Annotated in this window: 31 protein-coding genes and 7 pseudogenes; 19 read left to right on the top strand and 19 right to left on the bottom strand. The window is 53.3% G+C overall.

Features of this window, described 5'->3' with window-relative positions; genetic code table 11:
* Positions 1 to 91: 91 nt before the first annotated feature.
* Positions 92 to 769 (top strand): annotated as a pseudogene (locus tag THINI_RS00190) (Tn3 family transposase); the annotation flags it as partial.
* A 393-nt stretch (positions 770 to 1162) separates the two neighbouring features.
* Positions 1163 to 1537 (top strand): hypothetical protein, encoded by a 375-nt coding sequence (locus THINI_RS00185; RefSeq protein WP_002706517.1) that lies wholly within the window; start codon positions 1163 to 1165, stop codon positions 1535 to 1537.
* A gap of 214 nt (positions 1538 to 1751) precedes the next feature.
* On the opposite strand, the gene THINI_RS00180 is transcribed toward THINI_RS00185, so the two are convergent.
* The 7 genes and pseudogenes from THINI_RS00180 to THINI_RS00145 form a co-directional block, all read right to left on the bottom strand.
* Positions 1752 to 2087 carry a hypothetical protein gene (locus tag THINI_RS00180; protein WP_002706516.1) on the bottom strand — a complete coding sequence of 112 codons (336 nt, stop codon included), beginning with the start codon at positions 2085 to 2087 and terminating at the stop codon, positions 1752 to 1754.
* A 72-nt stretch (positions 2088 to 2159) separates the two neighbouring features.
* The gene (locus THINI_RS00175) at positions 2160 to 2429 is read right to left on the bottom strand and encodes a hypothetical protein (RefSeq protein ID WP_002706515.1); all 270 of its coding nucleotides are present in this window, start codon (positions 2427 to 2429) and stop codon (positions 2160 to 2162) included.
* A gap of 33 nt (positions 2430 to 2462) precedes the next feature.
* A complete protein-coding gene (locus THINI_RS00170) occupies positions 2463 to 2732 on the bottom strand; it encodes a hypothetical protein (protein ID WP_002706514.1) in 270 nt (89 codons plus the stop codon).
* 582 nt (positions 2733 to 3314) lie between these two features.
* Positions 3315 to 3596 (bottom strand): hypothetical protein, encoded by a 282-nt coding sequence (locus THINI_RS00160; protein ID WP_002706513.1) that lies wholly within the window; start codon positions 3594 to 3596, stop codon positions 3315 to 3317.
* A 33-nt stretch (positions 3597 to 3629) separates the two neighbouring features.
* The gene (locus tag THINI_RS00155; protein WP_002706512.1) at positions 3630 to 3899 is read right to left on the bottom strand and encodes a hypothetical protein; all 270 of its coding nucleotides are present in this window, start codon (positions 3897 to 3899) and stop codon (positions 3630 to 3632) included.
* Positions 3900 to 4189: 290 nt separating this feature from the next.
* Positions 4190 to 4312 carry a hypothetical protein gene (locus THINI_RS26925; protein WP_002706511.1) on the bottom strand — a complete coding sequence of 41 codons (123 nt, stop codon included), beginning with the start codon at positions 4310 to 4312 and terminating at the stop codon, positions 4190 to 4192.
* Between the two features lie 278 nt (positions 4313 to 4590).
* Positions 4591 to 5268, bottom strand: a pseudogene (locus THINI_RS00145) (Tn3 family transposase); the annotation flags it as partial.
* 111 nt (positions 5269 to 5379) lie between these two features.
* Here THINI_RS00145 and THINI_RS27095 point away from each other — a divergent pair.
* From THINI_RS27095 to THINI_RS27090, 3 pseudogenes are all read left to right on the top strand, one after another.
* A pseudogene (locus THINI_RS27095) lies at positions 5380 to 6175 on the top strand (IS1595 family transposase); the annotation flags it as partial.
* Between the two features lie 31 nt (positions 6176 to 6206).
* Positions 6207 to 7432: pseudogene (locus THINI_RS00130) on the top strand (ISL3 family transposase).
* Between the two features lie 3 nt (positions 7433 to 7435).
* Positions 7436 to 7594, top strand: a pseudogene (locus THINI_RS27090) (IS1595 family transposase); the annotation flags it as partial.
* Here THINI_RS27090 and THINI_RS22960 read toward each other — a convergent pair.
* Both THINI_RS22960 and THINI_RS27085 read right to left on the bottom strand, forming a co-directional pair.
* Positions 7539 to 9044 carry a Tn3 family transposase gene (locus tag THINI_RS22960; RefSeq protein ID WP_169314568.1) on the bottom strand — a complete coding sequence of 502 codons (1506 nt, stop codon included), beginning with the start codon at positions 9042 to 9044 and terminating at the stop codon, positions 7539 to 7541. The pseudogene THINI_RS27090 and the gene THINI_RS22960 sit on opposite strands and share 56 nt — an antisense overlap.
* A gap of 228 nt (positions 9045 to 9272) precedes the next feature.
* Positions 9273 to 9752 (bottom strand): annotated as a pseudogene (locus THINI_RS27085) (DUF4158 domain-containing protein); the annotation flags it as partial.
* Positions 9753 to 9921: 169 nt separating this feature from the next.
* Between THINI_RS27085 and THINI_RS00120 the strand changes: the two are divergent.
* A complete protein-coding gene (locus tag THINI_RS00120) occupies positions 9922 to 10518 on the top strand; it encodes a recombinase family protein (RefSeq protein ID WP_002706509.1) in 597 nt (198 codons plus the stop codon).
* Positions 10519 to 10553: 35 nt separating this feature from the next.
* The gene (locus THINI_RS00115) at positions 10554 to 11042 is read left to right on the top strand and encodes a hypothetical protein (RefSeq protein WP_002706508.1); all 489 of its coding nucleotides are present in this window, start codon (positions 10554 to 10556) and stop codon (positions 11040 to 11042) included.
* 296 nt (positions 11043 to 11338) lie between these two features.
* Here THINI_RS00115 and THINI_RS00110 read toward each other — a convergent pair whose 3' ends face one another.
* The gene (locus THINI_RS00110; RefSeq protein ID WP_002706506.1) at positions 11339 to 11629 is read right to left on the bottom strand and encodes a hypothetical protein; all 291 of its coding nucleotides are present in this window, start codon (positions 11627 to 11629) and stop codon (positions 11339 to 11341) included.
* 221 nt (positions 11630 to 11850) lie between these two features.
* Between THINI_RS00110 and parA the strand changes: the two genes are divergently transcribed.
* Positions 11851 to 12468 carry a ParA family partition ATPase gene (gene parA, locus THINI_RS00105; protein ID WP_086014494.1) on the top strand — a complete coding sequence of 206 codons (618 nt, stop codon included), beginning with the start codon at positions 11851 to 11853 and terminating at the stop codon, positions 12466 to 12468.
* Positions 12465 to 12752: a hypothetical protein gene (locus THINI_RS00100; RefSeq protein WP_002706502.1), complete on the top strand. Its 288-nt coding sequence runs from the start codon at positions 12465 to 12467 to the stop codon at positions 12750 to 12752. Before parA ends, THINI_RS00100 begins: the two co-directional genes overlap by 4 nt.
* A 35-nt stretch (positions 12753 to 12787) precedes the next feature.
* Here THINI_RS00100 and THINI_RS00095 read toward each other — a convergent pair whose 3' ends face one another.
* The 4 genes from THINI_RS00095 to THINI_RS00080 all read right to left on the bottom strand — a co-directional run bounded on the left by THINI_RS00095 (position 12788) and on the right by THINI_RS00080 (position 15943).
* On the bottom strand, positions 12788 to 13921 hold the full coding sequence (locus THINI_RS00095; protein WP_002706500.1) for a replication initiation protein: 1134 nt from the start codon (positions 13919 to 13921) through the stop codon (positions 12788 to 12790).
* Positions 13922 to 14266: 345 nt separating this feature from the next.
* On the bottom strand, positions 14267 to 14722 hold the full coding sequence (locus THINI_RS00090) for a metal-dependent hydrolase (RefSeq protein WP_245536554.1): 456 nt from the start codon (positions 14720 to 14722) through the stop codon (positions 14267 to 14269).
* A 72-nt stretch (positions 14723 to 14794) separates the two neighbouring features.
* Positions 14795 to 15310: a hypothetical protein gene (locus THINI_RS00085; protein WP_050987959.1), complete on the bottom strand. Its 516-nt coding sequence runs from the start codon at positions 15308 to 15310 to the stop codon at positions 14795 to 14797.
* A 42-nt stretch (positions 15311 to 15352) separates the two neighbouring features.
* Complete coding sequence (locus tag THINI_RS00080) at positions 15353 to 15943, bottom strand: recombinase family protein (RefSeq protein ID WP_002706494.1); 591 nt, start codon at positions 15941 to 15943, stop codon at positions 15353 to 15355.
* Positions 15944 to 15985: 42 nt separating this feature from the next.
* Here THINI_RS00080 and THINI_RS27080 point away from each other — a divergent pair.
* Positions 15986 to 17145 (top strand): annotated as a pseudogene (locus THINI_RS27080) (ISAzo13 family transposase).
* 574 nt (positions 17146 to 17719) lie between these two features.
* Positions 17720 to 17848, top strand: a complete 129-nt coding sequence (locus tag THINI_RS26920) for a hypothetical protein (protein ID WP_281054663.1) — start codon at positions 17720 to 17722, stop codon at positions 17846 to 17848.
* A gap of 691 nt (positions 17849 to 18539) precedes the next feature.
* Here THINI_RS26920 and THINI_RS00065 read toward each other — a convergent pair.
* Both THINI_RS00065 and THINI_RS00060 read right to left on the bottom strand, forming a co-directional pair.
* Complete coding sequence (locus THINI_RS00065) at positions 18540 to 18794, bottom strand: hypothetical protein (protein WP_002706486.1); 255 nt, start codon at positions 18792 to 18794, stop codon at positions 18540 to 18542.
* Entirely contained in the window at positions 18791 to 19438 is a 648-nt protein-coding gene (locus THINI_RS00060) for a recombinase family protein (protein ID WP_002706484.1), read from the bottom strand. Before THINI_RS00060 ends, THINI_RS00065 begins: the two co-directional genes overlap by 4 nt.
* Positions 19439 to 19764: 326 nt before the next feature.
* Between THINI_RS00060 and THINI_RS25870 the strand changes: the two genes are divergently transcribed.
* The 6 genes from THINI_RS25870 to THINI_RS00030 all read left to right on the top strand — a co-directional run bounded on the left by THINI_RS25870 (position 19765) and on the right by THINI_RS00030 (position 24431).
* Entirely contained in the window at positions 19765 to 20505 is a 741-nt protein-coding gene (locus THINI_RS25870) for a hypothetical protein (protein WP_002706480.1), read from the top strand.
* Positions 20471 to 21298 carry a hypothetical protein gene (locus THINI_RS00050; RefSeq protein ID WP_050987957.1) on the top strand — a complete coding sequence of 276 codons (828 nt, stop codon included), beginning with the start codon at positions 20471 to 20473 and terminating at the stop codon, positions 21296 to 21298. Before THINI_RS25870 ends, THINI_RS00050 begins: the two co-directional genes overlap by 35 nt.
* Positions 21295 to 21825, top strand: a complete 531-nt coding sequence (locus THINI_RS00045; protein WP_002706476.1) for a metal-dependent hydrolase — start codon at positions 21295 to 21297, stop codon at positions 21823 to 21825. The genes THINI_RS00050 and THINI_RS00045 overlap by 4 nt, the downstream gene beginning before the upstream one ends.
* Before the next feature lie 380 nt (positions 21826 to 22205).
* Complete coding sequence (locus tag THINI_RS00040; protein WP_002706474.1) at positions 22206 to 23360, top strand: replication initiation protein; 1155 nt, start codon at positions 22206 to 22208, stop codon at positions 23358 to 23360.
* 81 nt (positions 23361 to 23441) lie between these two features.
* Positions 23442 to 23657, top strand: coding sequence for a hypothetical protein (locus tag THINI_RS00035; protein ID WP_002706472.1), 216 nt, complete (start codon positions 23442 to 23444; stop codon positions 23655 to 23657).
* A 123-nt stretch (positions 23658 to 23780) separates the two neighbouring features.
* On the top strand, positions 23781 to 24431 hold the full coding sequence (locus THINI_RS00030; RefSeq protein WP_002706470.1) for a hypothetical protein: 651 nt from the start codon (positions 23781 to 23783) through the stop codon (positions 24429 to 24431).
* Here THINI_RS00030 and THINI_RS00025 read toward each other — a convergent pair.
* Together THINI_RS00025 and THINI_RS00020 are read right to left on the bottom strand one after the other, a co-directional pair.
* Entirely contained in the window at positions 24394 to 24636 is a 243-nt protein-coding gene (locus tag THINI_RS00025; protein WP_002706468.1) for a ribbon-helix-helix domain-containing protein, read from the bottom strand. The two genes, THINI_RS00030 and THINI_RS00025, sit on opposite strands and share 38 nt — an antisense overlap.
* Before the next feature lie 33 nt (positions 24637 to 24669).
* A complete protein-coding gene (locus THINI_RS00020) occupies positions 24670 to 25317 on the bottom strand; it encodes an AAA family ATPase (RefSeq protein ID WP_002706466.1) in 648 nt (215 codons plus the stop codon).
* 217 nt (positions 25318 to 25534) lie between these two features.
* On the opposite strand from THINI_RS00020, the gene THINI_RS00015 reads away from it, so the two are divergent.
* Positions 25535 to 25777: a type II toxin-antitoxin system ParD family antitoxin gene (locus THINI_RS00015; RefSeq protein ID WP_002706464.1), complete on the top strand. Its 243-nt coding sequence runs from the start codon at positions 25535 to 25537 to the stop codon at positions 25775 to 25777.
* The gene (locus THINI_RS00010; protein WP_002706462.1) at positions 25774 to 26073 is read left to right on the top strand and encodes a type II toxin-antitoxin system RelE/ParE family toxin; all 300 of its coding nucleotides are present in this window, start codon (positions 25774 to 25776) and stop codon (positions 26071 to 26073) included. Before THINI_RS00015 ends, THINI_RS00010 begins: the two co-directional genes overlap by 4 nt.
* Positions 26074 to 26117: 44 nt before the next feature.
* Here the strand turns inward: THINI_RS00010 and THINI_RS00005 are convergent.
* A partial coding sequence (locus THINI_RS00005; protein ID WP_002706459.1) for a PDDEXK nuclease domain-containing protein occupies positions 26118 to 26736 on the bottom strand: 619 nt, incomplete at its 5' end.

Raw genomic sequence — 26736 nt, 5'->3', positions numbered from 1 at the left:
ATCGGATGGTTATCAGTTGGGGGAGGTCGTTGCCAATTTCAAGGGGCATTCGGCAAGACCCCGAAACACATAATGAGCCTCCTTCAAATATTTTGGGCAAGGCCAGGGGGTAAGCGCCTACACCTTCGTGGATGAACGCCACTTCCTGTGGCACTCCCTGGTGATCAGTGCCTCTGACCGGGAAAGTGCGTATGTGATTGATGGGCTGATGCACAATGATGTGGTGAAAAGCGACATCCATTCCACCGATACGCACGGCTACACCGAAGTCATTTTTGGCCTGACCCACCTGCTGGGTTTCTCGTTTGCCCCGCGCATCAAGGGGCTTGGCAAGCAAACGCTGTACATCTTCCGCCCCAAAAACCGGGCAGACCCGGAATGGAAGATCAGCCCGGAAAAAACCATCCATGCCGCCTTGATCCGGGAGAACTGGGATGACCTGCTGCGCCTGGCCGCCACCATCAAGCTCAAGGAAAATACCGCGTCCGACATTTTCCGGCGGCTCAATTCCTATTCCCGCCAACATGCGCTGTACCAGACCCTGAAAGCCTTCGGCCAGATCATCAAATCCCTGTTCATCCTGCGCTATGTCAATGACGTTGAACTCCGCCAGGCGACTGAAAAACAGCTCAACAAGGTGGAACTCTCCAACCGCTTTGCCCGTGCGGTGGCCGTTGGCAACCCACATGAATACACACAGGCTGAAAAGGAAGAACAGGAAATTGCGGAAGGCTGCAACCGGCTGATCAAGAACAGCATCATCTGCTGAAACTACCTGTACCTGGAGCGGCAACTGGAAAAACTCACTGACCCGGAAGCCCGGGAAAACCTGCTGCAAACAGTCGCCACCCATTCACCGATGACATGGGCGCATATCAACATGCTGGGGGAGTATGATTTTGCGGAGGAAAAGCTCCGGGATTCTATTGGGATTCTTCCCCGGAAATCGGCGGTCTGAAACAGGGGGGATTTCAGGATGGGTAAATGCTGGATTAGCCTGATACATCAAAGCTGTTCACAAAATCCTGCGGTGGGTTTGGTACCTTTATGCAGATTGACCCAAAGTGCTCTGATGGCAAAAAAAGCCCTTTACATTAGAAAACTATAATATTAGAATTCTCTAATATTTGACAACATACAAATTTGCTAGGAGATGCACATTATGAAACTGCAAGCTATCGCTTTCGCTGCCCTGATCGCTTTGTCTGGCGCGGCCTCCGCTGAGTTCTTCGACGGCTTTGATAACGGTTCTGCTACCGGTAACGGCGCAGGCAACGGTACTGCCGCTTCCAACGCTTATGGCACTGGCTACGGCAACGGCGCGGGTGATGTTAATGGCTGGGGTACTGGTAAAGGCGACGCAGACGGTGAAGTTGAATTCGCGGTTACTTTCAAAGGCAAAGGCCGCACTGACATGAACACCGACATGGCTGCCAACGGTAAAGGCAACGGCGACTGGTACGGCGCTGGCAATGGCTACGGCTATGGTAACGGTGCTGGCAACGGTTACGGCTACAGCAACACTGCCAAGCAGTAAGGCTTTCCGCACAGATACAAAATGAAGGGCGTTTTGCGCCCTTCATTTTTGGGATGCCGGCAGGGGGTTGGCTGGTGTCCCAACGCTTCCTAGCAAGGGGAGGTTTTCTTTGGGGAGCCTCCCTTTTTTATGCCAAAGGTGCTGGCCTTATAGGTTGCGGCTTTTGGTTTTTTCTTGTTCTGCGGAATATGCCGGGCGCATCACGGGTTTTTGGCTATACAGCCGCTGTATTTAGCGATGAGTCCAACATATTGGTGACGTAGGTACTGATATTGTTAATGGACAGGTTTTCGTTCAAGACGGTGGATGGCGCTGCGACAGGTGCATTAATGGCCGTAATTGGGCCATTGCCTGAAATGGTCTGGTTGGCTACCTGGATATTAAACACCGGGTTGAAAAATTGCTGGGTGGCTGTGGCTGCCCGCTGCCGGGAATAAGGGTTGATCCAGCCAAATACCCACATACCACGGTTGCCGCCACACACACGGGACATGGCATGCATATCGAGTTCCCCCGAAGCGTCAAGGTCACGGATGATTAAATGGGACATGGTAGCAGTACCTCCTTGGTAAACAATGCAGGCCAATGCGGGTGGCATCGGCCTGACATTGAAGGGGTGGCATTAAAATGCCCCGATGAAGTTTTGTGCTGACCCAACGAGGTTAAAGGTATTGAGGTCCACGCGGGTCACTGGGTTGGCTTCTGTCAGCACGGTGGAAGGTGCTGATACTGGGCTGTTAAATGCGGTGATTGGGCCAAAGCCGCCGACAACGTTTTGGTTGGCTTGCTGTGAGTTGTTGATCACGGCATTCAGGCCGCCACGGACGCTGGCCATTGCCGCTGCGTCGAGTTCAACATTCTCGGCCAGGTCTTTCAGAATCAATGTGCTCATGGTTAATGCTCCTAATGAAATGCGTTTAAGGGGTTATACAGAGAAAATGGTATTCTGGTGTGAACCGATCAGGCTGAAGCTGGACAGATCCACCCGGGTAATGGGGTTGTTTTCAGTCAGTACGGTGGATGGCGCAGATACTGGGCTGTTGATCGCCATGATAGGGCCAAAGCCACCGGCAACGTTTTGGTTGGCTTGCTGTGAGTTGCTGATCACGGCATTCAGGCCGCCACGGACGCTGGACAGGGTGTGTTGATCCAAAGTGGTGCTTTCGGTCAGGTCTTTGATGGTCAGATTAGTCATGGTAGTACTCCTGGTATAACAAATTTAAAGGTTGTGAAAACTATGAACTTAGCGGCTTGCTTTACTTCATGATTAATCTATAGCAAGAGGTGTGCCAACCATTACCAACCAAGCAAGAAAAAAATTAAATTCATTTAAAATCATATATTTAAAATTAATTCTATGGGGATGGTTATAGCTAATCCAAAACTGTCAGTAAAAAAATAGTTTGCTTTATAGAAACGATAAAAATAAAAACGTTTGCTTTATAACGTCTTAACTTATGCACATGGGCAAAACCGTTTTACGGGCTGTCGGCTTGCCTGATTCGGTTAGGTGAAAAGCCTCTTGCTTTCCAGTTGGCCAGTCCTGATGAAATTTGGCTATGGCAGTGCGTATGTTTACAAGGTGTTGGGGGGTGCTAAAAAGCAGGGACACAAAAAAGACGAGGCAACGCTCGTCTTTTTGAAGGGGTTATGTTTTATGCTGTTGGGTTGGCATATTTGTATGCTGCCAACGGGCAGGGAGCAGGTCTTTTCTTGTCGGGTCAGCGCGTGGGTTGGCGGGCAGACTGGCCGGTAAGCAGGGTTGCCGGCCAGTTTCTTAGCCTTTAAGCTGATTCTGTGCTGATCCAATCAGATTACTCAAACCAAGGTTGATCTCAATGTTGGGGTTGACTTCTGTCAGCACTGTCGTAGGGACATTGATCGGGGTATTCAATGCCACCAGGCCAAAACCGCCCATGCCACCAAAACCACCCAAACCGCCTTGATTAGCTGACTGTGAATTACCGATGGCAGCATTCAGGCCGCCACGCACGCTGGCCATTGCTGATGCGTCGAGTTCAACATTTTCAGCCAGGTCTTTCAGAATTAATGTGCTCATGGTTAATGCTCCTGAAGAAATGGGTTTAAGGGGTTACACAGAGAAAATGGCATTTTGATGTGAGCTGATCAGGCTGATGCTGGTCAAATCCACGATGGTGACAGGGTTGCTCTCAGTCAGTACGGTGGATGGCGCAGACACTGGGCTGTTGATCGCCATGATGGGGCCGAAACTGCCGGCAACGTTTTGGTTGGCTTGCTGTGAGTTGTTGAGCACGGCATTCAGGCCGCCGCGGACGCTGGACAGGGTGTGTTGGTCCAAGGTGGCGCTTTCGGTCAGGTCTTTGATGGTCAGATTAGTCATGGTGGTACTCCTGGTATAACAAATTTAAAGGTTGTGGAAACTATGAACTTAGCGGCTTGCTTTGCTTCATGGTTACTATACAGCAAGGGGTGTGCCAACCATTGCCGACCAGGCAAGAAAAAAATTAAATATATTTAAAATCAACTGGTTAAAATTTTTTATTTTGGGTCTATTTATGGATAATCCAAAACTACCAGCAAAAAAATCGTTTGCTTTATAGAGACGGTAAAAATAAAATCGTTGGCTCATAATAACCGGTTGAATGTATATCATTCTGATCTAATCCTTGCTCATGAGCTGCCGTCTGTTACCTTGGTTTTCTCTTTCTTCTTGTTCAGCTCTTCCCGTTCCAGCCAGTTGTAGAGCGTGAACTTGGAACAATCCAGCAGCTTGGCAATGGGGTCAATCTGCATAAAGGTACCAAACCCACCGCAGGATTTTGTGAACAGCTTTGATGTATCAGGCTAATCCAGCATTTACCCATCCTGAAATCCCCCCTGTTTCAGACCGCCGATTTCCGGGGAAGAATCCCAATAGAATCCCGGAGCTTTTCCTCCGCAAAATCATACTCCCCCAGCATGTTGATATGCGCCCATGTCATCGGTGAATGGGTGGCGACTGTTTGCAGCAGGTTTTCCCGGGCTTCCGGGTCAGTGAGTTTTTCCAGTTGCCGCTCCAGGTACAGGTAGTTTCAGCAGATGATGCTGTTCTTGATCAGCCGGTTGCAGCCTTCCGCAATTTCCTGTTCTTCCTTTTCAGCCTGTGTGTATTCATGTGGGTTGCCAACGGCCACCGCACGGGCAAAGCGGTTGGAGAGTTCCACCTTGTTGAGCTGTTTTTCAGTCGCCTGGCGGAGTTCAACGTCATTGACATAGCGCAGGATGAACAGGGATTTGATGATCTGGCCGAAGGCTTTCAGGGTCTGGTACAGCGCATGTTGGCGGGAATAGGAATTGAGCCGCCGGAAAATGTCGGACGCGGTATTTTCCTTGAGCTTGATGGTGGCGGCCAGGCGCAGCAGGTCATCCCAGTTCTCCCGGATCAAGGCGGCATGGATGGTTTTTTCCGGGCTGATCTTCCATTCTGGGTCTGCCCGGTTTTTGGGGCGGAAGATGTACAGCGTTTGCTTGCCAAGCCCCTTGATGCGCGGGGCAAACGAGAAACCCAGCAGGTGGGTCAGGCCAAAAATGACTTCGGTGTAGCCGTGCGTATCGGTGGAATGGATGTCGCTTTTCACCACATCATTGTGCATCAGCCCATCAATCACATACGCACTTTCCCGGTCAGAGGCACTGATCACCAGGGAGTGCCACAGGAAGTGGCGTTCATCCACGAAGGTGTAGGCGCTTACCCCCTGGCCTTGCCCAAAATATTTGAAGGAGGCTCATTATGTGTTTCGGGGTCTTGCCGAATGCCCCTTGAAATTGGCAACGACCTCCCCCAACTGATAACCATCCGATAAGCCAGAATAGGGAAGCCGGTGGGGAGTTTGATCAGCATAGCCAGCCTGACCAGTGATGAAGCCTGCTACCAGCAAGTCCGCGCGTTGCACTGGCCTGATGGGGTGGTGTGCCCGCATTGCGGTTCACGGGAAACCATCCGCCGGGGCAAAGATGACCGGCAGCCGGAACGGCAACGCTACCAGTGCAAAGGTTGCAACAAGCGTTTTGATGACCTGACGGGGACGGTGTTTGAGGGGCATCATCAGCCGCTGAAGGTATGGATATTATGCCTGTACCTGATGCCGCTGAACCTGTCCAACCAGCAAATCGCCCACGAACTGGGATTGAACAAAGACGATGTGCAGGCCATGACGGGCCAGTTACGGCAGGGTATTGAGAAAAAAAACACCGGTAAGCCTGTCTGGGAATGTTGAATTGGATGAAGTTTACGTCAAAGCTGGGCATAAGGGACACCCGGCAGCCGTTATGCGTGCAGGCCGCAAGGGGCGGTGCCGGGGGCTGAAAGGCGCACCGGGGCGCGGCACGCTGGAGAAAGACAAACCGCCCATCTTTGGCATGATCCAACGCTCTGGGGAGGTAGTGATCCGTATGTTGGCGAACGTCAAACAGGCCACGATCAAGCCCCTGATACTGGAAGCCGTGGCGGCTGGCACGCTGGTGTATACCGACGAGTACAGCATTTACAGCCAGTTGGAAGAGTGGGGTTACGATCATAAGACAGTCAACCACGGCGCGGGTGAATATGCCCGTGATGAGGATGGCGACGGTTTCCATGAAGTCCACGTCAACACCATGGAAGGTTTTGGCTCTATGTGAATCGTAGTGGGTAGATTATCCTAAGGGTATGAACAGCGACACACTATTTGGAATGGCCTTGGGGCTGACCTCACCTTGGCAGGTGGACAGCATCGACTTCAGCGGGACGGAAGGACGCCAGGAATTGCACATCCGTATCAGCTTCGCGCGTGGCAGCCGTTTTGCCGACCAAAGCGGGGAACCTTGCCCGGTGCATGACACGGTGGAGCGGCGTTGGCAGCACCTGAACTTCTTTGAGCATACCTGTTACCTGCATTGCCGTGTCCCGCGCATCCGCACCGGATCGGGTCAGGTTGAGACGGTTGCCGTCCCCTGGGCGCGTCCCGGAAGTGGCTTCACGCTGCTGTTTGAGGCGCTGGCCATGGCACTGATCGAACGGGAGATGCCGGTCAACCGGGTGGCGGAACTGATGCGGGTCAACCCGCAACGCATCTGGACGGTGTTCAACCACTGGGTTTGTGAAGGCCGCCAGCAGGATGACCCGTCCGGCATCACCCGGCTGGGGGTGGACGAGACCTCCACCCGCAAAGGGCACAACTACATCACCGTGGGGGTTGACCTGGATGCCCGCCGCGTCGCCCATGCCACCGAAGGCAAGGGCAAGGAAACGCTGTCCCAGATCCAGAAACACCTAGCCAGCCATGAGGTGAAACCGTCACAAATCACCGATGTCAGCATTGACCTGTCGCCTGCATTCATTGCCGGAGTAGGGAAGCCTTCCCGGATGCCGCCATCACCTTTGACCATTTCCACGTCACCCAGTTGCTGAACAAGGCCATGGACAAGGTGCGCAAGCTGGAGCGCAAGGAACATGCCGACCTCAAAGGCCACAAGTACACCTTCCTGAAAAACTACGATAACCTGTCAGAACAGCAGGAGCAGTCACTGGCAGCGTTCATCACCCTCTACCCCACGCTGGGTACTGCCCACCGTCTCAAGGTGCTGTTCAACGACCTGTGGACAATGCCCGACAGGAAAACGGCGGAAGCCTTCCTGCAACAATGGTGTGATGAGGTGGATTCTGCTGGCATCCCGGCCTTCCAGACGTTTGCCAACACCGTCCGGGCGCACTGGTCGGGGATCATCCGGTTCGTTGAATCACACATCTCCAACGGCATCCTCGAAGGCATCAACCACAAAATACAGTTGGCCAAACGGCGGGCGCGGGGGTTCCGCAATACCCACAACCTCATCAACATGGTTTACTTCCTGTGCGGCAAACTGGAGTTCAGTTACCCACGGTATTCCACATAGAGCCAAGGTTTTTGGTCGCTGCTACGTTCATGGTTACGCCCGCACCGGGGCATTTCCCAGGAAAAACTGCCGTGTTACCTCGCCTTCTTCGAGTGCCTGCACAACATCAGGAAACGCGGACAAGCTGCTCTACATTCCTTGTTGTCCCTGCTGATGGGCTAAGACCCTGAAACACATAATGAGCCTTGAAGGAACGGCTGGCGTGCAGGGATTCACCCCGCACCTCAAATTTCTGACCATCGCTGGCGGTATGGAGCTGGTCAGCATCGCGCCGGTATCGGTTGGGCAGTTCCATCCGGTCTATTGCCTTCAACACCCTGTCATTGGCGGCACGGACATTCTCCAGCGAGAAACGCCAGTTCACCGCATGTTCCAGCTCATTCTCTGTCATGCGTGAGGAAATCCGCGCCATTTTGCGGATGCCGATCCCATAGCCCAAGTCCATAATCCCTGCCAGTAACGCAGGCCGGGAAACGGTTTGCGTGATATGGGTTTGTTGCCAGTGCTCAAAAGCCTTGAGCGTGCCGCAATGCCGGTTAACCGTATCCAGCACCTGGGCCAGCGGCACATCATGCCGTTGCGGGAACCATTCCTGTAAGGGGTCAGTTTCACTGGCGTCCAGCGCCGGGGTCTTGATATGGAAAGTGCCATCAGACCGGAAGCTCAGGTGAGGGTTATCACTGGCGGCGGCATTGGTTTCCTGGTACTGCCGGAACAACGCTGCATCCAGTGTTTTGAGGACTGGCTCAGGATCAGCCAGTTCAATCAGCCCGGCACGTTCCAGCAGTTTCGGCTTATCCCGCTCCCAACGTTCCTTGTCGATCAGGTAGCTGTCCATCGGACGGTATTTGTAGGAGTGCCGGAGGTTGAGATGGCCGGATTTGATAGCTGCGGCCACCTGCTGGAACAGAAACACCTTGTACAGGGAGATTTTGAAGGTGCCACCCTCCCTGACCACGGCTTTCAGCTCATCAGCATCCAGGAAATCCGTTGGTGCTTTATCGGTGATGGCCCCGTCCTTGCTTTTGAAATACCCAATGGTTTCCATTAGCGGGCCGGTCTGGCCGACAGGTTCAAACGTCAGGGCTTTCAGGATCGGGCTAAGGCGGTTTTGCAGTTTCACTGAATGCTTTTCCAGAATGCCATGCCAGATTTCGGATTGCCCGGCCTGTTGCAACCCTTCCTTCAGTTGTTCAAAGGATTCGGTCTTGCCCTGCTCCAGCAAGGCTTTAATCCGGGTTACTTTCTCGGTATCAGACAGGAAAGCGTCGCCGGTTAAACCACGCAGTTCCCGGAGCAAGCCAAAGACAGAACTGTCCAGTTCATCAACGGCGGCCTTGATCTGCTGGTTCTGTGTTTTGCGTTGTTCAAGTAGGTGGTCTTTATGTTCGCGGGTGACCATGCTCTGGAAGGCTGCCATCACACTGAGGAATATATCCACCAGATTATCCTGGATGCGGAAGAACTGGTGGGCGATGAAAGCGGTGGCATGAATGTAACGGTCAGCTTCTGAGCGCTGTTGTAGCTGGAACATCCGTGACCTGATGACGTTACCGGCATAGTAATGGATGCCTGCATAGCCGAGGTTGAGGATGGATAAGATACTATCCAATTGCCGATAGAGTTCTGATAACGCCTCAAAATCGGCAACGGACGCTTTCACCCTTGAAGGTTTTGTGGACTGGGAGATCTTTTTGAGTAACGTCAGACGGTACTGGTTTTGGCCATCTGGGGCAGTAAACAGAGCGTCCAATAGTTGGCGTGCCTCATTACCCAAACGGTTCCCCATCAACGCAACCAGGTTGGATTTCTGTGTTTGCAAACCAGCCCTGATCAAGTCCGATAAGGTTCGTGTACGCGGCATTTGTATGTGCTTCTGAACAAGAAAATCGGCACAACGGTCAAAGATCAGTTTTGGTTTTAGGTAGGTCTCTGCCATGGTGGCGATTTCAGTGGCAAGAAGTGACTCGGCTTTGTTGTCAAAAGGACTGAAGCCATAAAATTCCAGTATGGTCCTTTGGTGGCGTAGCCGGGTTGTTTCCGTGTAATCACTGGAATTGAATGCCCCGCCGTCCAGGCCAAGCTGGCGTGCTACTGCATCAACATCCCGTTGTACAAAATCTTGTGGCAGGAAAAACCGTTTTGTGGCCTTGAAATAACCGCAGAGCAGAAGAAAACCTATCTGGCTGCTGGGTGTACGCAAGGTTCTGGCAACCTCAAGCAGCGCACCGGGGAAACTGAAAAATTGCTTACGCTGCCTGTAGTCAAACAGTGGGGGCTTATCAAACGCTTCTTGTGCGCTAGCGGTGAGAATACACATCCGGGACATAGTGTTCTCCGTAACAGTTGTTCTCAAAACCTTCGTTTTAGGGATAGGTCATGCCACACCCCCAAAGGCCGGTGATTCCCGCTAAATCATAGCCGTTATCCTTGTCCCGAAACCTTTGTTCCTTTACATTCAAGGAAGCCCCATTAAAGGACAGATTGCCATGCTGATTGGTTATGCCAGAGTCTCGACCATAGACCAAAACCCCGCCCTCCAAATGGATGCCCTCAAGGCGGCGGGATGCGAAAAGATTTTTACGGAAAAAGCCTCTGGCTCGCATCGTGACAGGCCGCAATTAATGGCAGCACTCGATTACCTGCGTGCCGGGGATACGCTGGTGGTCTGGAAATTGTCGCGGCTGGCGCGTTCACTGACGCAAGTCATCAAGACAGCAGCGGAAATCCATGAGCGTGGGATTGCCCTCAAGGTGCTGACCCAGAACATCGACACCAGTACCTCCGAAGGGCGGCTGTTTTTCCATATGACCGCCGCTTTTGACGAATTCCAGCGGGAACTGATTGTCGAAAACACCCGCGCCGGGTTAGCAGCGGCCAATAAACGTGGGCGTCGTGGCGGCAGGCCAAAAGCGATGGATGCGCAGGCTATCAAGCAAGCAGAAGCCTTGCTCAAGGATACGAAAAACTACCCCTTCATTGGTGATGTGATTGACCAGCTCGGGATCGGCAGGACGGCTTTTTACCGTTATTTCCCGACAGACCGGATCAAGGAACTCAGGAATGAGCATTCAGCAGAAACCTAACTGAAGCTAAATCCTGTGGTGGGTTTGGTACCTTTATGCAGATTGACCCTACTTCCTGGAACTGCTGGGCCAAGCGGTGGAAAAACGTTACACCGCTCAATGCGGGCGCACTCGACTACATGGCAGGGCAAAAGCTGCCCAAAGCCTTGCTGGCGCAACTGGACGCCTCCCCCGAACGCTGTTGGGGCAAAGCGGCAGACTTTGAGGCATGGCTGGACAGCCAGAAAATCACCGACCCACGCCACCGCCGAATCATGACTGAAGGGGCGCTGATGGGCGGCCTGCTCCAGCAGGGCATCCCCACCCACCTGGCGGTGATCTCCGATGACGCCGGGCAATTCAACGTCTTCGACCATGCCCTCTGCTGGATCCATGCCGAACGGCTGGTCAACCGCCTGATTCCGGTCAATGACCGGCAAAAGGCAGCGGTCAACGCGGTGCGTGACGCCATTTGGACGCTCTATGCCGACCTGAAAGCCTACAAACAGCACCTTTTGTACGCTGTACCCCGCAACGCTCCGTAGTAGAGGTTGTAGCCGTCAATATAAACCGTCGTGCGCATGTGTGGGGCTGGCTGAACTTTCAGGGGTGTAAAATTGATAAAACCACCGCGAGGGTGGTTTTACCGCCCCAAGGGGAAAGCGTAACTGAATCGCTGACAACCGAGGGAAGAGCTGTGAAGCCATAGTATTACAAAAAGGTGGTGCAGTCATCCTTGTTGGAAAAAACCGTGGTCTGCCATGCCCTTTCTCTTTGCCACAAACAACAATGGCCGCGAGTGGCGGCCATTGGATTTGCTGCCCTATCCGGTACAGCTTGCTTACTTTGCTGCGGGTAGTATAGCACTGCCCTCCCCGGCTTGGTTTATGCCTGTTGTACCATCATTGTGTGGAACTGTATCGGTACACTTTTCCCCGGCGTCCAACTGGCGCTGAAACTCCGCCATCGCCACCGCGTAATCCTCGGCTAATTCCTCATAGGTACAGTCATCATCCAGCACCGGAAAGCCCAGCTCCAGGACAACCAAAGCAAGTTCAAAATCAGTCTGCACATGGGCGACGCTACGGAAGTTGTCACCGGCAGAGGGGAAGGGGGTATCATTACTTTGCATGTTTCAATCTCCACGAAGGTTGAAAGGTGAAGTCCTGCCTCACGGGGCCGAATCCGTGGGGCAAGGCGTTTCTTACGTCATGACGTAATTATGGTATGAAGTCATGACTTCGTAAAGCCATAACGCCATGAAATCACGGTACAGGTACGGTGTGGCAAGGCTAAGCCATTGAGCTATAATGGCTTACGTCATAACTTCGTGACGCCATGAAGCAAAGCCCCGTGAAATCACTTGTGTTCCTCAGCCAGAAAGGGGGAAGCGGCAAAACCACGCTTTCCGTGCATACTGCCGTTACCGCGCAAGAAAACGGTGAGCGGGTTGTGGTCATCGACACCGATCCCCAACAAAGCGCCATGACCTGGGCAAGCGCCCGCGAAAGCGACAGCCCGCCGGTGGCCAGCATCAGCGCCGCCGAAATTGACAAGGTGCTGGAGGCAGCCAGACAGGAACGCATGAGCCTGGCCGTGGTGGACACCGCTCCACACGCCACGCCGGAAGCGTCCAGAATCGCACAGATCGCCGACCTGATAGCGATCCCGGTACGGCCTTCAGCCTTCGACATTGCCGCCGCTGGTAACGCGGTGGAAATTGCGCGGGCAGCCGGGACAAAAACGGTGTTTGTGTTATCTGCCTGTCCGTTCCGGTCGCCGGAGATTGCCGAAACGCGGGAAGTGCTGGCAGGATACGGCCTGCCGATAGCTCCGGTAGACATCACGGAACGGCGGGCGTTTGCCCGTGCCGTAGCATCCGGCAGGGCAGTAACGGAATTTGAAAGTGACGGCAAGGCAGCCGAAGAGATCCGCGCCTTGTGGGAATGGTTAAAAGGGCAAATGGCATGACAAAGAAACCAACCGGATTGGCGGCCTTCACCAAACAGGGCAAACAGGCGCAACCAGACAACAACGAAGCGGCCAGCAGTGCACCAACTGCCGACACAACGGAAACCAAACCCCGGCAACGAGGGAAGGGTGATATAGTGGCGCTGACCGTGCGGCTATCTCGTGACGACTGGCAACGGGTTCACCAGCTCGCCTTATCAGAAGGGGTCAGCATCCAGAAACTGGCGGTAGACGGTCTTTCCAGGCTGTTTGAGGAGAAAGGGCTAAAAGGCATTTCTCCGTAGGCGTAATGACGCTATGCATTCATGGCGTCACTAATTCATGACGCTTTCTTTACAGGCTGTTTAGGCAGCAACTGTTCAAGTGGTACACCTGACATTTCAGCCATTCGTTTCAGGTGGGCTATGTCTGCCTGAGCCTCACGTTTTGCGGCTTTCTGCTGCTGTTCCTCTTGCTGTTTTGCCTGTTTATTTTTGTTGGTTTCCCAAGATTGTCCCATGTCCTCACTGATTGCTTTGTTGAGGTAGGGGGGAATGTCCTTCACCGCGCCTTCCTCTTGTTTGGCAAGTGTATAGGCAATGTTGCGCTCAATCCGTCTGACCCCGTATTTGCTCTTGTAGCGTTTGGCTATTTCGTGGGCAAAACCCAGCTCTACCAACTTTTCAATAATAGGATGTAGGGTCTGCTTGGCGGGAGGTTCCTCCATTTCCAACTGGAGAGTCATCACTTCATCTGTCGGGCGGACTTTGATAACAAAGCTTATATCCGTGATCTTGCGCCCGGTTTTACCGTAGCGGACTTCCTCAATATCTAGGTCGGTATGGGTGCTGATTTCCTCAACGGCAGGGGTAATAACCCGCATTTTGAAATTGCCGAACAGGGTATATTCGTTATCTTCCACCCCAAGTAAAACCCGCAATTCCTCGTATTTAAAATCCTTGGTAAAACCACCAGCAGGGTGCTTGAAAACTTCCATTTTCAGCAATTCGTAAATACGGATACTGTACTGGTTCCTGAAATTCACCACATGCCCAAGCTGGTACTGAGTGAAATGTTTCTGGAGTTGCAACAGGTAAGGTTTCAGGGAGCTATGGAACTCCATTTCAACCTCGCCGGAACCCTTTTTGTATTTGACGTAAGATAACCACGAAACCGTTTCGCTGATGCTTGGGTCATCACTGAGTTGGACTGTCCTACCCACCAACGAGTCAGCCGCGTTCTGGACTTCCTCATAAATAGCGGTCGCGTAACTACCATCAAACTGCCACAAGGCCGCAAGGTCAGTGATGTTCACCTTATAACGCTTAAAATCCTCGTCTTTCGGAGAAATTTGCATCAGAAGGGTCAGCACCAGGCGTTGTTCCCAAATGCTCAGGCGGTAACGTGCCTCAATGAGTTCATTGCTCTTGCGGATAACCTGTAGCGGCGTGACGATTGGAGAAGGGTATTTCATAGGAGTAACTCTAGCTCAACAACCATTACACATCAATTGATTTGTAATAGTTCACGAGGTTTTTGTAATAGTTCACGAGGTTTTTGTAATAGTTCACGAGGTTTTTGTAATAGTTAGAGTTGCAACCATATGATTTTAAAAAGGAAAAAAGCTCCTTAAATATTAAATATTGTAAATATAAAAAACACAAAGGGGGGATTGTGGATAACCGTCTGAGAAGAAATCTCTTCCAAGGAAAGATCAGATCCCTTTGTGTGTGTAATTTTTTTACAACCTATCAAGAAAAGCTTCCTCTGCAATACGAATCAACTATTACAAAAACCTCGTGAACCTACAAAAAGCGGGTCAGAAGAACTTGAACCGGTTGTCCTTCCATTCCTTGGCTTCCATCACGCCGGACTGATACAGGCCGTTCCAGTCGTAGAAGAACGGATACCAGCGAGAACCACCATGCGACTTGAATAGTAGCGCCAGCACGAAGCACACACCCGCCAGACCCCAGGCAATGCCGTATTCGCCATTGCCGCCGGTGCGCAGCCTGCCACCGAACAGGTGAAAACGGCGATCAGCATTGGGGGTCAGGGGTACGCCGGAAACCGTGAAAGAATCGGCCAGGACATGGGTAAGCCCGCCGTAAGCAAATGCGGCCAGGATGCCGTGGAAGTCCCAGATAGCGAGGGCAAAGGCAAGGCCAGCAATCCAGTACAGCACCACATGGGTAACGCCGCGATGCTTGACCTTGCGGCCTCCCAGCTTTTCCAGCACCCATTCCAGCCAGTCCGGGGCAGTGGAGCCGAGCAAGGCAACCGGGCACGAGGGGAGGGGTTACCAGTGCCATAGTGGCACCGGCAATCACCAGATGGTTGACCCACTTCATTCGTCCACCTCCGGCACTGCCGAGATTTTCTTGAGCCAACCACCAATCTGTTTGGCGTTCTTGGGGTCACACATGCCGGAGAGCAGCAAACGGCTTTCCATGATCTTGGCTTCCTCCTCGATGAGTTTTTCTTGCGAGCTGGCGACTTTTTCCAGGTAGCCGACCTGTTCATTGGCTTCGGTGACGACTTCTTTTACCCGTGCGGCGCTACGGGCTTCCAGGCTTCGATATAAGGCGAGTTCTCTGATAGTGTGGTTCCGCCCTGCGATGGAGGCGATAAAGCCCGCTACGGCCTTTGCAGTGTCCTTCCTGCGGCTGTATTCGCGGTCTTTCTCCCTTTCCAGTTCCTTGCCGGAGTAAAGCGGCATACTGGCGACGATGCCGACGTAGGATTTTCCCAGGCCGGTGGTGGTGTCTTGCAGGTCGAGTACGTCACTGGAGCGGATCGCGGCACGCAGATCCACGTCAATGTCGAATTTGCTCTTTTCCGGGTAGCAGGCGAGTAGGGTCAATCTGCATAAAGGTATCAAACCCACCACAGGATTTAGCTTCAGTTAGGTTTCTGCTGAATGCTCATTCCTGAGTTCCTTGATCCGGTCTGTCGGGAAATAACGGTAAAAAGCCGTCCTGCCGATCCCGAGCTGGTCAATCACATCACCAATGAAGGGGTAGTTTTTCGTATCCTTGAGCAAGGCTTCTGCTTGCTTGATAGCCTGCGCATCCATCGCTTTTGGCCTGCCGCCACGACGCCCACGTTTATTGGCCGCTGCTAACCCGGCGCGGGTGTTTTCGACAATCAGTTCCCGCTGGAATTCGTCAAAAGCGGCGGTCATATGGAAAAACAGCCGCCCTTCGGAGGTACTGGTGTCGATGTTCTGGGTCAGCACCTTGAGGGCAATCCCACGCTCATGGATTTCCGCTGCTGTCTTGATGACTTGCGTCAGTGAACGCGCCAGCCGCGACAATTTCCAGACCACCAGCGTATCCCCGGCACGCAGGTAATCGAGTGCTGCCATTAATTGCGGCCTGTCACGATGCGAGCCAGAGGCTTTTTCCGTAAAAATCTTTTCGCATCCCGCCGCCTTGAGGGCATCCATTTGGAGGGCGGGGTTTTGAGGGGATTTCCCTGAAAGATTCCCCCGCAATGGCTACACTTGTCTTATCGACAAGCGGAGTCCCTATCCCCCATGCCCCCCGAACCCCAAACAGCTAACCCGATCCTGAGTGAATCCCAGATAGCCGACCTGAAACTGGCGGCCTCGAAAATGTCTGGCAGCACCCGCCGTGCGTTCCAGGCGGACATGAGCCGGAAATATTGTGCAGGCAACGCCCGCCAGACTGAAAGGTGTTTTGGCTGGGGTCGGGAGGGGGTGCAGTTGGGTTTGGAGGAACAGCGCAGCGGCATGGTTTGCGTGGGTGCGCAGGCGGCGTATTGTGGCCAGAAGCGCTGGGAGGAAACCCAGCCGGAAGCGGCAGCCGCCTTGCTGGCGCTGGCGGAAGCACATAGCCAGCAAGACCCGACATTCCGCAGCAGCATCGCCTACACCCGCCTGACGGCGGCGGAAGCCATCCGGCAGTTACAGGCCATGGGTTTCAGCGGTGGACAAGTGCCCGCCCCCAGCACCATGGCGCGGATACTCAACCGGAATGGCTACCGCCTGCGCAAGGTGGAGAAAGCCAAGCCGCAAAAAAAATTCCAGAAACCGACGCCATCTTCGCCAATATCCAGGCCAACGATGGGCAGTTTGCCGATGGGGCGGTCAAACGCCTGAGCATGGACTGCAAGGCGACCGTCAACATCGGTGACTACTCACGGGGCGGGAAAACACGGGGTGACAATAAAGCCGCTGACCATGAGATGGGCTGCAAAGAGAAATACATCCCTTTTGGCGTACTGGATGAGGACAGTGGGCAGGTTTACCTGACCTTCGGCAGTTCCAGCAAAACCAGTGACTTCATCGTGGATTCCCTGTGCCGGGTATGGGAACAGATGCCTTCTGCTGACAAGGACGCCTGCCAGTGCATCCAGATCAAAGCGGACAATGGCCCGGAAAGCAGCGGGATCAGGACGCAATTCCTCAAGCGCATGGTGGAATTCGCCAACCATACCGGTAAGACAGTCCACCTGCTGTACTACCCGCCTTACCACAGCAAGTACAACCCGATTGAACGCTGCTGGGGGATTCTGGAACAACACTGGAACGGCACCCAGCTCAAGGATGCCGAAACCCTGCTGGAATGGGCAAAAACCATGACCTGGAAAGGCATCAACCCCATGGTCGAATTCAGTCGCAAGGTTTATGAGAAGGGTGTGACCCTCAGCAAAAAAAGCTATGGAGGCTGTTGAGGCGAGGCTGGAAAGAAATGCTGCTTTACCAAAATGGGACATTCTGATTCGCCCTGTTTTTGGGTAATGTCTTTGAGGTAAATCACCTAAGCCGCATGGGGGGTAGCCTCACAGTGTAACTAACCCTCTGAATGCCAGCGGTTTTCTGTACACTATAGACCTAAATTATATTAAAAATCATAGGCTTAGTCAGTTTTAGCCCGACATAAGGTACTGATTTTCTGAGCAATTTATGGATAACTGATGCTCTTTCCCCGTCAACTATCGACCATCTGAAACGTGTTTCAGTTGGGCGGTAGTTGCACGGCACGCCTAAAAATACACTGGTGCGGGTGTTTCTGCCGCTGCGGGCTTTTACCGACACCGCCACCATTTCCCCACCTACGCAACTGCTTAAAAAACAGGCGGCAGAAACACTTGCAAGACCTCTTCTCTTCCAACCTTTTGGCTTCCTGCTGGGGTTTGGGCAGTGTTACAGTCATTTGGTGCGGGTTTTCTCCGCGTCCGCTCGAACGCAGTTGAGCGGCGCACAAACAAACCGCGTAGCGACCTTGAGGGAGGCGGCGCACCGCACTTGAACGAAACCACCACTGCAACCCCGCCGACATTGTGGAAGGCTGGCGACGCTGAAGCCAAGACCCGAAGCCACCGTAGCCGTGACCATTGGCCGCGCTGCCGCGTGTGCGGCGCAGCCGGACATTAAACGCGGTAGCAATAGCGGCGAATGGGCATGGCGTAGGTGAGCGTAGGGGCTTGAGCGTAAGCGGCGACAGACTGGAGCAATCACAGACTACGCCTGAGTGTGTCTTGCGCAGGCGGCTTGCCGCTCGCGCTCTTGTGTGTCTGAGCTTTAGCTGTGGCACTCTTGCCGCAACGCGGCACAAACAAACCGCGTAGCGACATCACAGAACCCCGCTCAACGAAGTGGGCCGGGGGATAACGCGCCGCAGGCTCATCAACGTATTTGTTTAAGCCGCTTGCGGCGTAACAAAGGCACTGCCAGCCAACTTTTGCATAATGCCCTTTATGCGCAATGCTCTTTGGCCTGCTGCATTGCGCATAACGATCTTGCATTATGTAAAAATTGGCTGACCTCGGATAAAACTTGTGTGAAACACACCGCAACGTATCGGTAAGGCTGGCTTGCCAGCCACCGAAACCACGCCCCGGCTTGTCAACCGAGAAGCCGACCTTTTCCTACAAGCGCCCTTCCACCGCCACCTACCCCGCAAAAGAAGCGCGGCTGTCAGGCTGGAGCGCGACAGCACCGCCGGTCTGTTACGGTATCAAAAACAGAGTGCGGACGTTCAGCCGCTTCCGCCCGTTTCATCCATCGCAAAACTGCCTTTTTGTATGTTGTAGTATGTAAATACAAAATACTACAACATACAAAATCAGTGCTTCGTACCGTCATGACAGGTAGCCCAGCGTTCCAGCATCAGCAGATCCGTGCGGTGTTTCGCTTCCAATAACTCCCGCAATACGTCCAGGTCGTGCAGGGCATCCACTACATCCCGCTTCCACAATTCCGCCACCGCCTGTTTCAGCCAGTAACTGGCCGCCGGATCGTCCACGATTGCCCGCAACTCGTTTTCCAACCCTTTCAGCGTCAATTCCAGATTTGCATAGTTGGGTGGCTCTTCGCTCATGGCTTGGTATCCGTGGCTTTGGGCTTGGCTGTTGCCTTCTTCTTGTTCAGCCCTTCCCTCTCCAGCCAGTTGTACAGCGTGGACTTGGAACAATCCAACAGCTTGGCAATGGCGCGTTTGCTGATCTCCTTTTTCAGGTAGCGTTTGATTTCCTCCCGGTGGGCGTCCAACTTGACCGTTTCCGCCTTCCCTTTCGGCCTGCCCAACGTCTTACCGTCTGCCTTGCGTTTCGCCAGCGCCTCCTTGGTGCGTAGGGAAATGAATTCCCGCTCGATCTCGGCAGCCAAACCCAAAACAGTAGCGGTGATTTTCGCATTCAGGGAATCGTCAAAATGCATCCGCTGTTTGGCAATGTGAACCTTGAGGTTGGAAGTGCTGGCATGTTCCAGCATTTCCAACACCTGTAAGGTACTCCGCGCCATCCGCGAGACTTCCGCGAAAACTACCGTGTCCCCTGGCTGCATGGTCTTTAGCAGCAGATCACCGATTTTCCTTTCCCGCCACTTCACCTTGCCGCTTACCGTGTCCTCCACGAACTGCAAACCGCTGATGCCCTGCTGGTTGGCATACTCCAGAATCCCATGCCGCTGGTTGTCCACGTCCTGCTGATCGGTACTGACACGCAAATACGCATAACTTGCCATTTTTCCCCCTGTCCACTGAAAACGGTAAAGCTGTATTTTAGCTGACTGTATAAGGCCAAAAATAACCACTTGTCTGAAACCATAAAAGTCCAAAGTAAAGGGACGTTTTCATGGGACGCTTTTATAAATTGATTTTATCAAAAATTTCACTTAAATTTTTACCCCCGGACGTTCCCGCAATTTTCAGCAAATTTCTGGGCGCGGAAGGCGCATTTTTACAGGACTTTCCTGATTCCCAGCCGTTTTTGTTTACCCCCGTACCGTTTTTCGGGGGGTGAGGCGGGTTTTTCCAGAAAAAACAGACGACGAATAACCAACAACAAGTTATGGAATTCCTAAAAATTCACCGCAGCAAGTCACAGGTGCGCGCGGACGGCAGCCCCTACGCCGTTCCCCTGTTCGTGACCAAAACCCGACGCAAGGGCGCGACCATCAGCGAAGAGGCGATTTCCATCAAGCGCCCGATCCTGGTGACAGGTGCGCACGACTCCGGCAAGTCCAAATGGATCGACCGCCTGTACGAAAGTGCGCCGGACATCTGGGGCACGAAATCCAAGGCTACCCCGCTCTGCCTGCACACCTTGCGCCCCTTGGCTGCCTGGAGCGATGAACCCGACGTGGAAAAATGGTGGGAAGGTAAACGCCTGGAAGAGGAAAAGACCGACCCCGACAACGCCCGCGCCCCGTGGAAAGCCCTGAAGCAATACCACCGCGCCGAAGCCCTGGCCGAATACTGCAAGGACACCAAGGCCGTGCTGTTCATCGACGACGCCCACAAGCTGGCAGGCCGCAAACTCCAGATTGCCCGCCAGTGCGTCATGAATGCCCGTGTCTTCGTCATCGCCGCCAGCGAGGAACAGCGCCTGCCGCCCAACCTGCGTAGCGTGGTGATGCGCCGCGACCCGCAAATTTTCCGACTCAACTCAGAAGTAGCCTATGACGCAACCAATATCCTCATGTGGGCGTTCCTCGTTGCCTGCCTCGCTGCGGGCTGGTGGGAAGCCGCCGTTGTCCTGGGCGGGCTTAAAGCCCTTGGCACTGGCCGCCGTGCTGCTCGCGCCGATTAGCGCCAGCGCCGAAGACCTGACCAGCCCGGAAGCCCTGGATGCCGCCAAAGCGGAAACCTTGCGCCTGGCTGCCTTGGGTTCTGGCACTGACGGGGTGGATGCCACTCTATCCAGCGATGCCGCCCCAGCATGGTGGCCGTGGAAAACCGGCGAACTGGAAAAGCCGCCGGAAGTGAAACCGTATCAAATGCCGACGCTGGCCGGTGACGGGCTGGACTACCACGACCGCCCCGCCGCCATCGTGCAAGCCCCGGCGCTGGACGCTGACGCGATTTTCAAGGCGGTGCTGGCCTGCTACCCGGAACGCAGCAAGTTCGACATCGACGTGGATCTGCGTGCCTCGATCCGCTCCAGTGAGGTGCTCGACCTGCAAGACACCACGACAGGGCTGGGAAAATCCTACGTCGGGATAGTTGCCAGTATGCCGCTCTACTCCGGCAAAGAACTGGACAGGGAGAAAGAGCGTGAATACAGCCGCAGGAAGGACACTGCAAAGGCCGTGGCGGACTTTATCGCTGCCATTGCAGGGCGGAACCACGCTATCCGCGAACTCGCCTTATATCGAAGCCTGGAAGCCCGTAGCGCCATACGGGTCAAGGAAGGGGTGACGGAAGCCTCGGAACAGGTCGGCTACCTGGAAAAAGTCGCCAACTCGCAAGAAAAACTCATCGAAGAGGAAGCCAGGATCATGGAAAGCCGTTTACTGCTCTCCGGCATGTGTGACCCCAGGAATGCCAAACAGATTGGCGGCTGGCTCAAGAAAATCTCGGCAGTGCCGAAGGTGGATGAATGAAGTGGGCTAACCATCTGGTGATTGCTGGTGCCACCACCGCACTGGTAGCCCCTCCCCTCGTGCCGGTTGCCCTGCTTGGCTCCACTGCCCCCGACTGGCTGGAATGGGTGCTGGAAAAGCTGGGAGGCCGCAAGATCAAGCATCGCGGCGTTACCCATGTGGTGCTGTACTGGATCGCTGGCCTTGCCTTTGCCCTCGCTATCTGGGACTTCCACGGCATCCTGGCCGCCTTTGCCTACGGTGGACTGACCCACGTCCTGGCCGACTCGTTCACGGTTTCCGGTGTACCGCTGACCCCCAATGCTGACCGCCGTTTTCACCTGTTTGGTGGCAGGCTGCGCACCGGTGGCAATGGCGAATATGGGATTGCCTGGGGTCTGGCGGGTGTGTGTTTTGTGCTGGCACTGCTGTTCAAGCCGCAGGGTGGCTCCGGCTGGTATCCGTTCTTCTACGACTGGAACGGCCTGTATCAGTCCGGCGTGGTGGATGCCAAGGAATGGAAGGACAACCGGTTCAAGTTCTTCTGACCCGCTTTTTCTCATAGTTCTTGGAGCTGTTGTCACAACTCACGAGGTTTTTGTCGTAGTTGGCATTGGATGAAAAGCACACAAAAATCTTGGTTGGGTGTGGTTTTGTTTGTGAGAATTGACAGATGTTTGGGGTCTTCTCCCTTTGTGTATTTATATATTTACAATATTTAATATTTAGAGGCTGTTTTTCTTTTTGAAAATCAATATTTTACTGACGTAAAAACGACAAAAACCTTGTGAACTACGACAAAAACCTTGTGAACTACGACAAAAACCTTGTGAACTACGACAAAAACCTTGTGAACTACGACTGAACTACGACAAAAACCTTGTGAACTACGACAAAATAATTGAATAGTCCGTAATTTGGAGCTACCATGTTTTCCATGAAACCCAAAGCAGCCGCTGTCACTTCCCTACAGGTCATCCGCAAGAGTAACGAACTCATTGAGGCGCGTTACCGCCTGAGTATCTGGGAACAACGTTTGGTGCTGACCCTGCTTACCCAAATATCGCCGAAGGATGAGGATTTCAAGCGTTACAAGATCGGCATCAGTGATTTGGCTAACCTATGGGAGTTGGATGGAAACTACGCCAACGCCATCTATGAAGAAGTGCAAAACGCGGCTGATTCACTGGTAGGGCGGACAATCCAGTTGAGTGATGATCCTGCCATCAGCGAAACAGTTTCCTGGCTGTCTTACGTGAAATACCGTAGAGGTTCCGGGGAGGTGGAAATGGAGTTTCATAGCTCCCTGAAACCTTACCTGCTGCAACTCCAGAAGCATTTCACCCAATACCAACTCGGTCATGTGGTGAATTTCAAAAAACAATACACCATCCGTATTTATGAATTGTTGAAGATGGAGGCATTCAAGGCAACAGGTGGAAGTTTTTCCAAAACGTTCAAATATACAGAGTTAAGGGTTCTACTTGCCCTGGATGAAAAAGAATACAAGATGTTCAATGATTTTAAAAAACGGATTATTGACCCATCTGTTCAGGAGATATGCGCTCATACTGATCTGAATATTGTTGATGTCCGCTACGGGAAAACCAGCCGAAAAATTACGGATATAACTTTTGTTGTCAAAGTCCGCCCAGCTGATGAAGCCATTACCCTAGAGCTGGAAATGGAAGAACCACCCAAGGAACACCCCATTGTCGAGATTCTGATAAACCTGGGTTTCGCTTCTGAAACTGCCCGCAAATACAAAACCCGTTTCGGAGTGAAATGCATCGAGCGCAACATAGCCTACGCCAAAGCTAAACAGGAAGCCGGACTCGTGAAAGATTTCCCGTCTTACCTGAATCAGGCCATCAAAGAAGACATGGGCGGCGCGTGGGAAATAGCCCAGGCCAAGCAGGAGCAGGACAACGCGGAAAAGCAGGCGCAAGCCGCCAGACGTGAACAACAGGCTGAACTGGCTCATTTGCAGAAGCTGGCTGAACAGGCTGGTATCCCACTAGAAACCCTATTACCCAAGAAACGGAAAGGAGGCGAGCAACCCGAGAACAGTAGCAAACCGTAACTTTTGTAACGTAGTCGCCCTACCCCACGGGGCCTAATCCGTGAGGCAGGACTTCACAACCCAATATCGGAGTATTGAGTTATGCAACCAAACAGCATACCTGAACCCGTGCGCGTAGAACATGAGCGCACCCCTGCCGAGTTCCCCGCTGCCGGGAACAATTTCGTAACCATCATGAAGCTGGAAGACGTGCCGGACAGCCTGGCGCTGCTGGAAGCGTTCGCCTTCGTGCAGGACTGCGAGATAGCTTTGGAAGTCTTCAGGCAACAACGGAAGGCTGAACAAGCCGCTGAGTAACCGCAAGGCAGGAAGCTCCGGTCATGTTCATGGCCGGAGTTTAAGATGGTATTTCACTATCGAAAGAATCATTTTTAATATTAAAATAATGCTATTTAGATATTTATGACAGATGGAAGCAGCATGGACATTGATCTTGTATTGAAGCTGGTTGGTGCCCTGGTCAGTATCATCAGCGTTGGTAAAATCGTTTATGAACTTACTCTTTCCCAGAAGATCCGGCTGCGTGATGACTACAAGTTTGCCAAAGAGTTCTTTGAAGAACTTGCCAAAACACCAGCGCCCCACCCGCTTGTCGTGGAGCGCGGATACCATGCCATAGCGGGTGACATATCCCTGGCTGTTGAAGAAATCCAATATTTGCTTACCTTGGAAAACCCAAGTTCTGCATTACGTGAATACGTGCTTGCCCGTGATTACCTTGAACATCTACCCCAGTCTGAGCCGCCGAAGATCAGGTTTAAACCCAAATATGCAGCAGAGTTTGCCAGAAAATGGCGGCAATGGGTTTTTATGATTGGCTATTCCATCTCTGCCTTTCTGGCTATTTCCCCGCTACTTTTCATGGCAGTTTTCAAGGTAAATTCAGGTGTCGGACCATCCATAGCCATCTTATTTGCGTTTGGCTTTGGTGTGCCTGCGTATGGCTTTTTGATGAATTATGTAAGGCTGAAGCTCGGGGAAAGGCTGGTATCACGGCAGCAATGCCAGGAACAAAAGACCGTAGAGGATCAGGCTACTCCTTCTCCACTGCCTGATAGATTGCCAGATTGATGACTGCCGCCCGCGACTGTCCCATCTTGGCCGCTAGTGCGTCCACCTTCGCCAACAGTTCCGGGCTGATAGTCAGGCTGATCTGTTGCTTGTTGCCCTTCTTCACCCCTTTGACTGCCTGACCGCTATCTGGCGCACCGGCTATGAAGTGCTCGACATCTGCCGTGTTTTCCGCTTCTGGACGCTTACGTTTGGTAATTGCCATTTCCTATCACCTTAATCTCTGTTAACCATTATTTTAATATGAAAACAATGCGGAAAGCATAGCATCCAGTTCATCACAGGCTTTGCGGTCTTTGAGGGTGAATTCCAGCACTGACAGCCCCTGCCCCGCTGCGTTGGCGAATACCTTGCGGCGACGGATCGGGGTCGGCAGGTAGTCAAACTGCGGCACGTCCTGGACGGCGGCGGCGGCCTCGGCGTTGTCGGTGGAGGTTTCGCCGGGGTCGGCACAGTTCAGCACCGCAAACGCCCGCAGGCCATCGCGCACGCTACGCGCCTCGTCCACCAGTGCGGCCATATCATCTAGCGCCCATACGTCATAACTGCGCGGCTGGAATGGCACCAGCAACACATCCGACAGCACCAGTGCCGCCCGCAAGGCGGTCGAGTCGCGGCCACCCGCATCAATGATGATGTCCTGGAATTTGTCTTGCTGCTGTTTGACCTGGTTGCGCAGCAACGGGCCATCCGCATACTGGGCGCAAGCGATCCCCGGCGTTTTGCCGCTGTCGGCGCGGATGCTAAGCGCGGTTTGTGCTGTACCCTGCCGGTCGCCGTCGATCAGCCACACATCCCGCCCCGCCAGTGCGCGGGCAATGGCAATGTTCAGCGCCAGCGTGGTCTTACCGACCCCGCCCTTGGTGTTGCCTACCGTGAGTATCATGTTCCACCCTTTTTAATATTAAAAAGATAGTGTAAGCATAGCAGATTGATGCGTTTTCACCGTGAATGCTTTGGGTAACAATAGGCCAAGGAAAGTGTACCGGTACGGTGTTGGGTACGGTTGTCTCTGCCATGCATGAGTTGTTGGGTTGCATCCCGCTTCTGCTTTTACTTCATACTTGTTATGATTAGATATGAACAAGTAAGAGGAATTGGCTATGGTACGGCACACAATTTCCTTGCCCGACCCGATGAGTCACTACATCGACCTTCAGGTAAGCTCCGGCCAATACGGCAACGTCAGCGAGTATATCCGCGACTTGATCCGCAAAGACCAGGAACAAAAGCAGCTAGCCATCAACGAGCTGAGGAACCTGCTAGACAAGGCAGAGGCCAGCGGCATCAGCCAGATGAGCATGGGCGAGATCAGGGAACGGGCGCGTAAAAGGGCAGGGCTATGAGCTATTACCTGACCCAGGACGCTGAGCAGGACATTGAGGACATCTACATCTACTCGCTTCAGGCGTTTGACGAGGCGCAAGCGGAAAAGTATTACCACGCGCTGGAAGACCACTTTTCCCGGCTCTCTGACAACCCACAGATGGGGCGTGATTTCAGCTTTGTGAAAGCACACATCCGCCGCAGCAACTGCGGCAGCCATGCGGTTTACTACCGGGTGATGAACAAGCAGGACGTGCTGATCTTGCGGGTATTGCATCAGCGGATGGATCCGGCAAGGCATTTGTCACCGGATTGAACTTAGCAATGGATACAGTTTTATCCATTGGTTTGCATGGACGGCTACACGGTTAGTTCAGCCGGAAGCTGCGCGTAAAACTCATGCAGCTTGGCTTGTAGCAGTTTCTTGTCCGGTAGCTGGGTCTGGTACTCAGCGACAAGGGCAGGGGAGAGCGACCGGCTCAGGGCATACTCCACCACCTCATCATCCTTGTTGGCGCACAGCAGCACACCGATAGCCGGGTGTTCATGCGGCTTCTTCACATCCCGATCCAGCGCTTCCAGGTAGAATTCCAGCTTGCCGAGGTATTCCGGCTCGAACCGCCCCACCTTCAGTTCAATGGCGACCAGGCAGTTCAGGCCACGGTGGAAGAACAGCAGATCCAGCGCGAAATCCCGCCCGCCGACCTGCAACGGGTATTCGGAACCGATGAAGCAGAAATCCCGCCCCAGCTCGATCAGGAAATCCCTGAGCTTGTGCAGCAACCCACGGTGCAAGTCTGCCTCGTGGTAGGCATCCGGCAACCCCAGGAATTCGAGGATGTAGGCATCCTTGAACACGTCAGTCGCCTGCGGGTGGGTTTGTGTCACCACTGGTGACACTTTTGGCGGGGTCAGGACTGTACGTTCAAACAGGGCACTGCTGAACTGGCGCTCCAGCTCGCGCTTGCTCCACTGCTCA

Origin of the sequence: Thiothrix nivea DSM 5205 (assembly GCF_000260135.1) — a bacterium.
GTDB classification, from domain to species: Bacteria; Pseudomonadota; Gammaproteobacteria; order Thiotrichales; family Thiotrichaceae; genus Thiothrix; species Thiothrix nivea.
Note: the sequence above shows the minus strand (reverse complement) of the source record. Positions and strands in the feature narration are given on the sequence as shown.

Bases quoted from the DNA above. Each gene is read 5' to 3' on its own strand.
- THINI_RS00185 (WP_002706517.1), top strand. From the start codon at position 1,163: ATGAAACTGCAAGCTATCGCTTTCGCTGCCCTGATCGCTTTGTCTGGC.
- THINI_RS00180 (WP_002706516.1), bottom strand. From the start codon at position 2,087: ATGTCCCATTTAATCATCCGTGACCTTGACGCTTCGGGGGAACTCGAT.
- THINI_RS00175 (WP_002706515.1), bottom strand. From the start codon at position 2,429: ATGAGCACATTGATTCTGAAAGACCTGGCCGAGAATGTTGAACTCGAC.
- THINI_RS00170 (WP_002706514.1), bottom strand. From the start codon at position 2,732: ATGACTAATCTGACCATCAAAGACCTGACCGAAAGCACCACTTTGGAT.
- THINI_RS00160 (WP_002706513.1), bottom strand. From the start codon at position 3,596: ATGAGCACATTAATTCTGAAAGACCTGGCTGAAAATGTTGAACTCGAC.
- THINI_RS00155 (WP_002706512.1), bottom strand. From the start codon at position 3,899: ATGACTAATCTGACCATCAAAGACCTGACCGAAAGCGCCACCTTGGAC.
- THINI_RS26925 (WP_002706511.1), bottom strand. From the start codon at position 4,312: ATGCAGATTGACCCCATTGCCAAGCTGCTGGATTGTTCCAAGTTCACG.
- THINI_RS00120 (WP_002706509.1), top strand. From the start codon at position 9,922: ATGCTGATTGGTTATGCCAGAGTCTCGACCATAGACCAAAACCCCGCC.
- THINI_RS00115 (WP_002706508.1), top strand. From the start codon at position 10,554: ATGCAGATTGACCCTACTTCCTGGAACTGCTGGGCCAAGCGGTGGAAA.
- THINI_RS00110 (WP_002706506.1), bottom strand. From the start codon at position 11,629: ATGCAAAGTAATGATACCCCCTTCCCCTCTGCCGGTGACAACTTCCGT.
- THINI_RS00100 (WP_002706502.1), top strand. From the start codon at position 12,465: ATGACAAAGAAACCAACCGGATTGGCGGCCTTCACCAAACAGGGCAAA.
- THINI_RS00095 (WP_002706500.1), bottom strand. From the start codon at position 13,921: ATGAAATACCCTTCTCCAATCGTCACGCCGCTACAGGTTATCCGCAAG.
- THINI_RS00065 (WP_002706486.1), bottom strand. From the start codon at position 18,794: ATGAGCGAAGAGCCACCCAACTATGCAAATCTGGAATTGACGCTGAAA.
- THINI_RS00060 (WP_002706484.1), bottom strand. From the start codon at position 19,438: ATGGCAAGTTATGCGTATTTGCGTGTCAGTACCGATCAGCAGGACGTG.
- THINI_RS25870 (WP_002706480.1), top strand. From the start codon at position 19,765: ATGGAATTCCTAAAAATTCACCGCAGCAAGTCACAGGTGCGCGCGGAC.
- THINI_RS00045 (WP_002706476.1), top strand. From the start codon at position 21,295: ATGAAGTGGGCTAACCATCTGGTGATTGCTGGTGCCACCACCGCACTG.
- THINI_RS00040 (WP_002706474.1), top strand. From the start codon at position 22,206: ATGTTTTCCATGAAACCCAAAGCAGCCGCTGTCACTTCCCTACAGGTC.
- THINI_RS00035 (WP_002706472.1), top strand. From the start codon at position 23,442: ATGCAACCAAACAGCATACCTGAACCCGTGCGCGTAGAACATGAGCGC.
- THINI_RS00030 (WP_002706470.1), top strand. From the start codon at position 23,781: ATGGACATTGATCTTGTATTGAAGCTGGTTGGTGCCCTGGTCAGTATC.
- THINI_RS00025 (WP_002706468.1), bottom strand. From the start codon at position 24,636: ATGGCAATTACCAAACGTAAGCGTCCAGAAGCGGAAAACACGGCAGAT.
- THINI_RS00020 (WP_002706466.1), bottom strand. From the start codon at position 25,317: ATGATACTCACGGTAGGCAACACCAAGGGCGGGGTCGGTAAGACCACG.
- THINI_RS00015 (WP_002706464.1), top strand. From the start codon at position 25,535: ATGGTACGGCACACAATTTCCTTGCCCGACCCGATGAGTCACTACATC.
- THINI_RS00010 (WP_002706462.1), top strand. From the start codon at position 25,774: ATGAGCTATTACCTGACCCAGGACGCTGAGCAGGACATTGAGGACATC.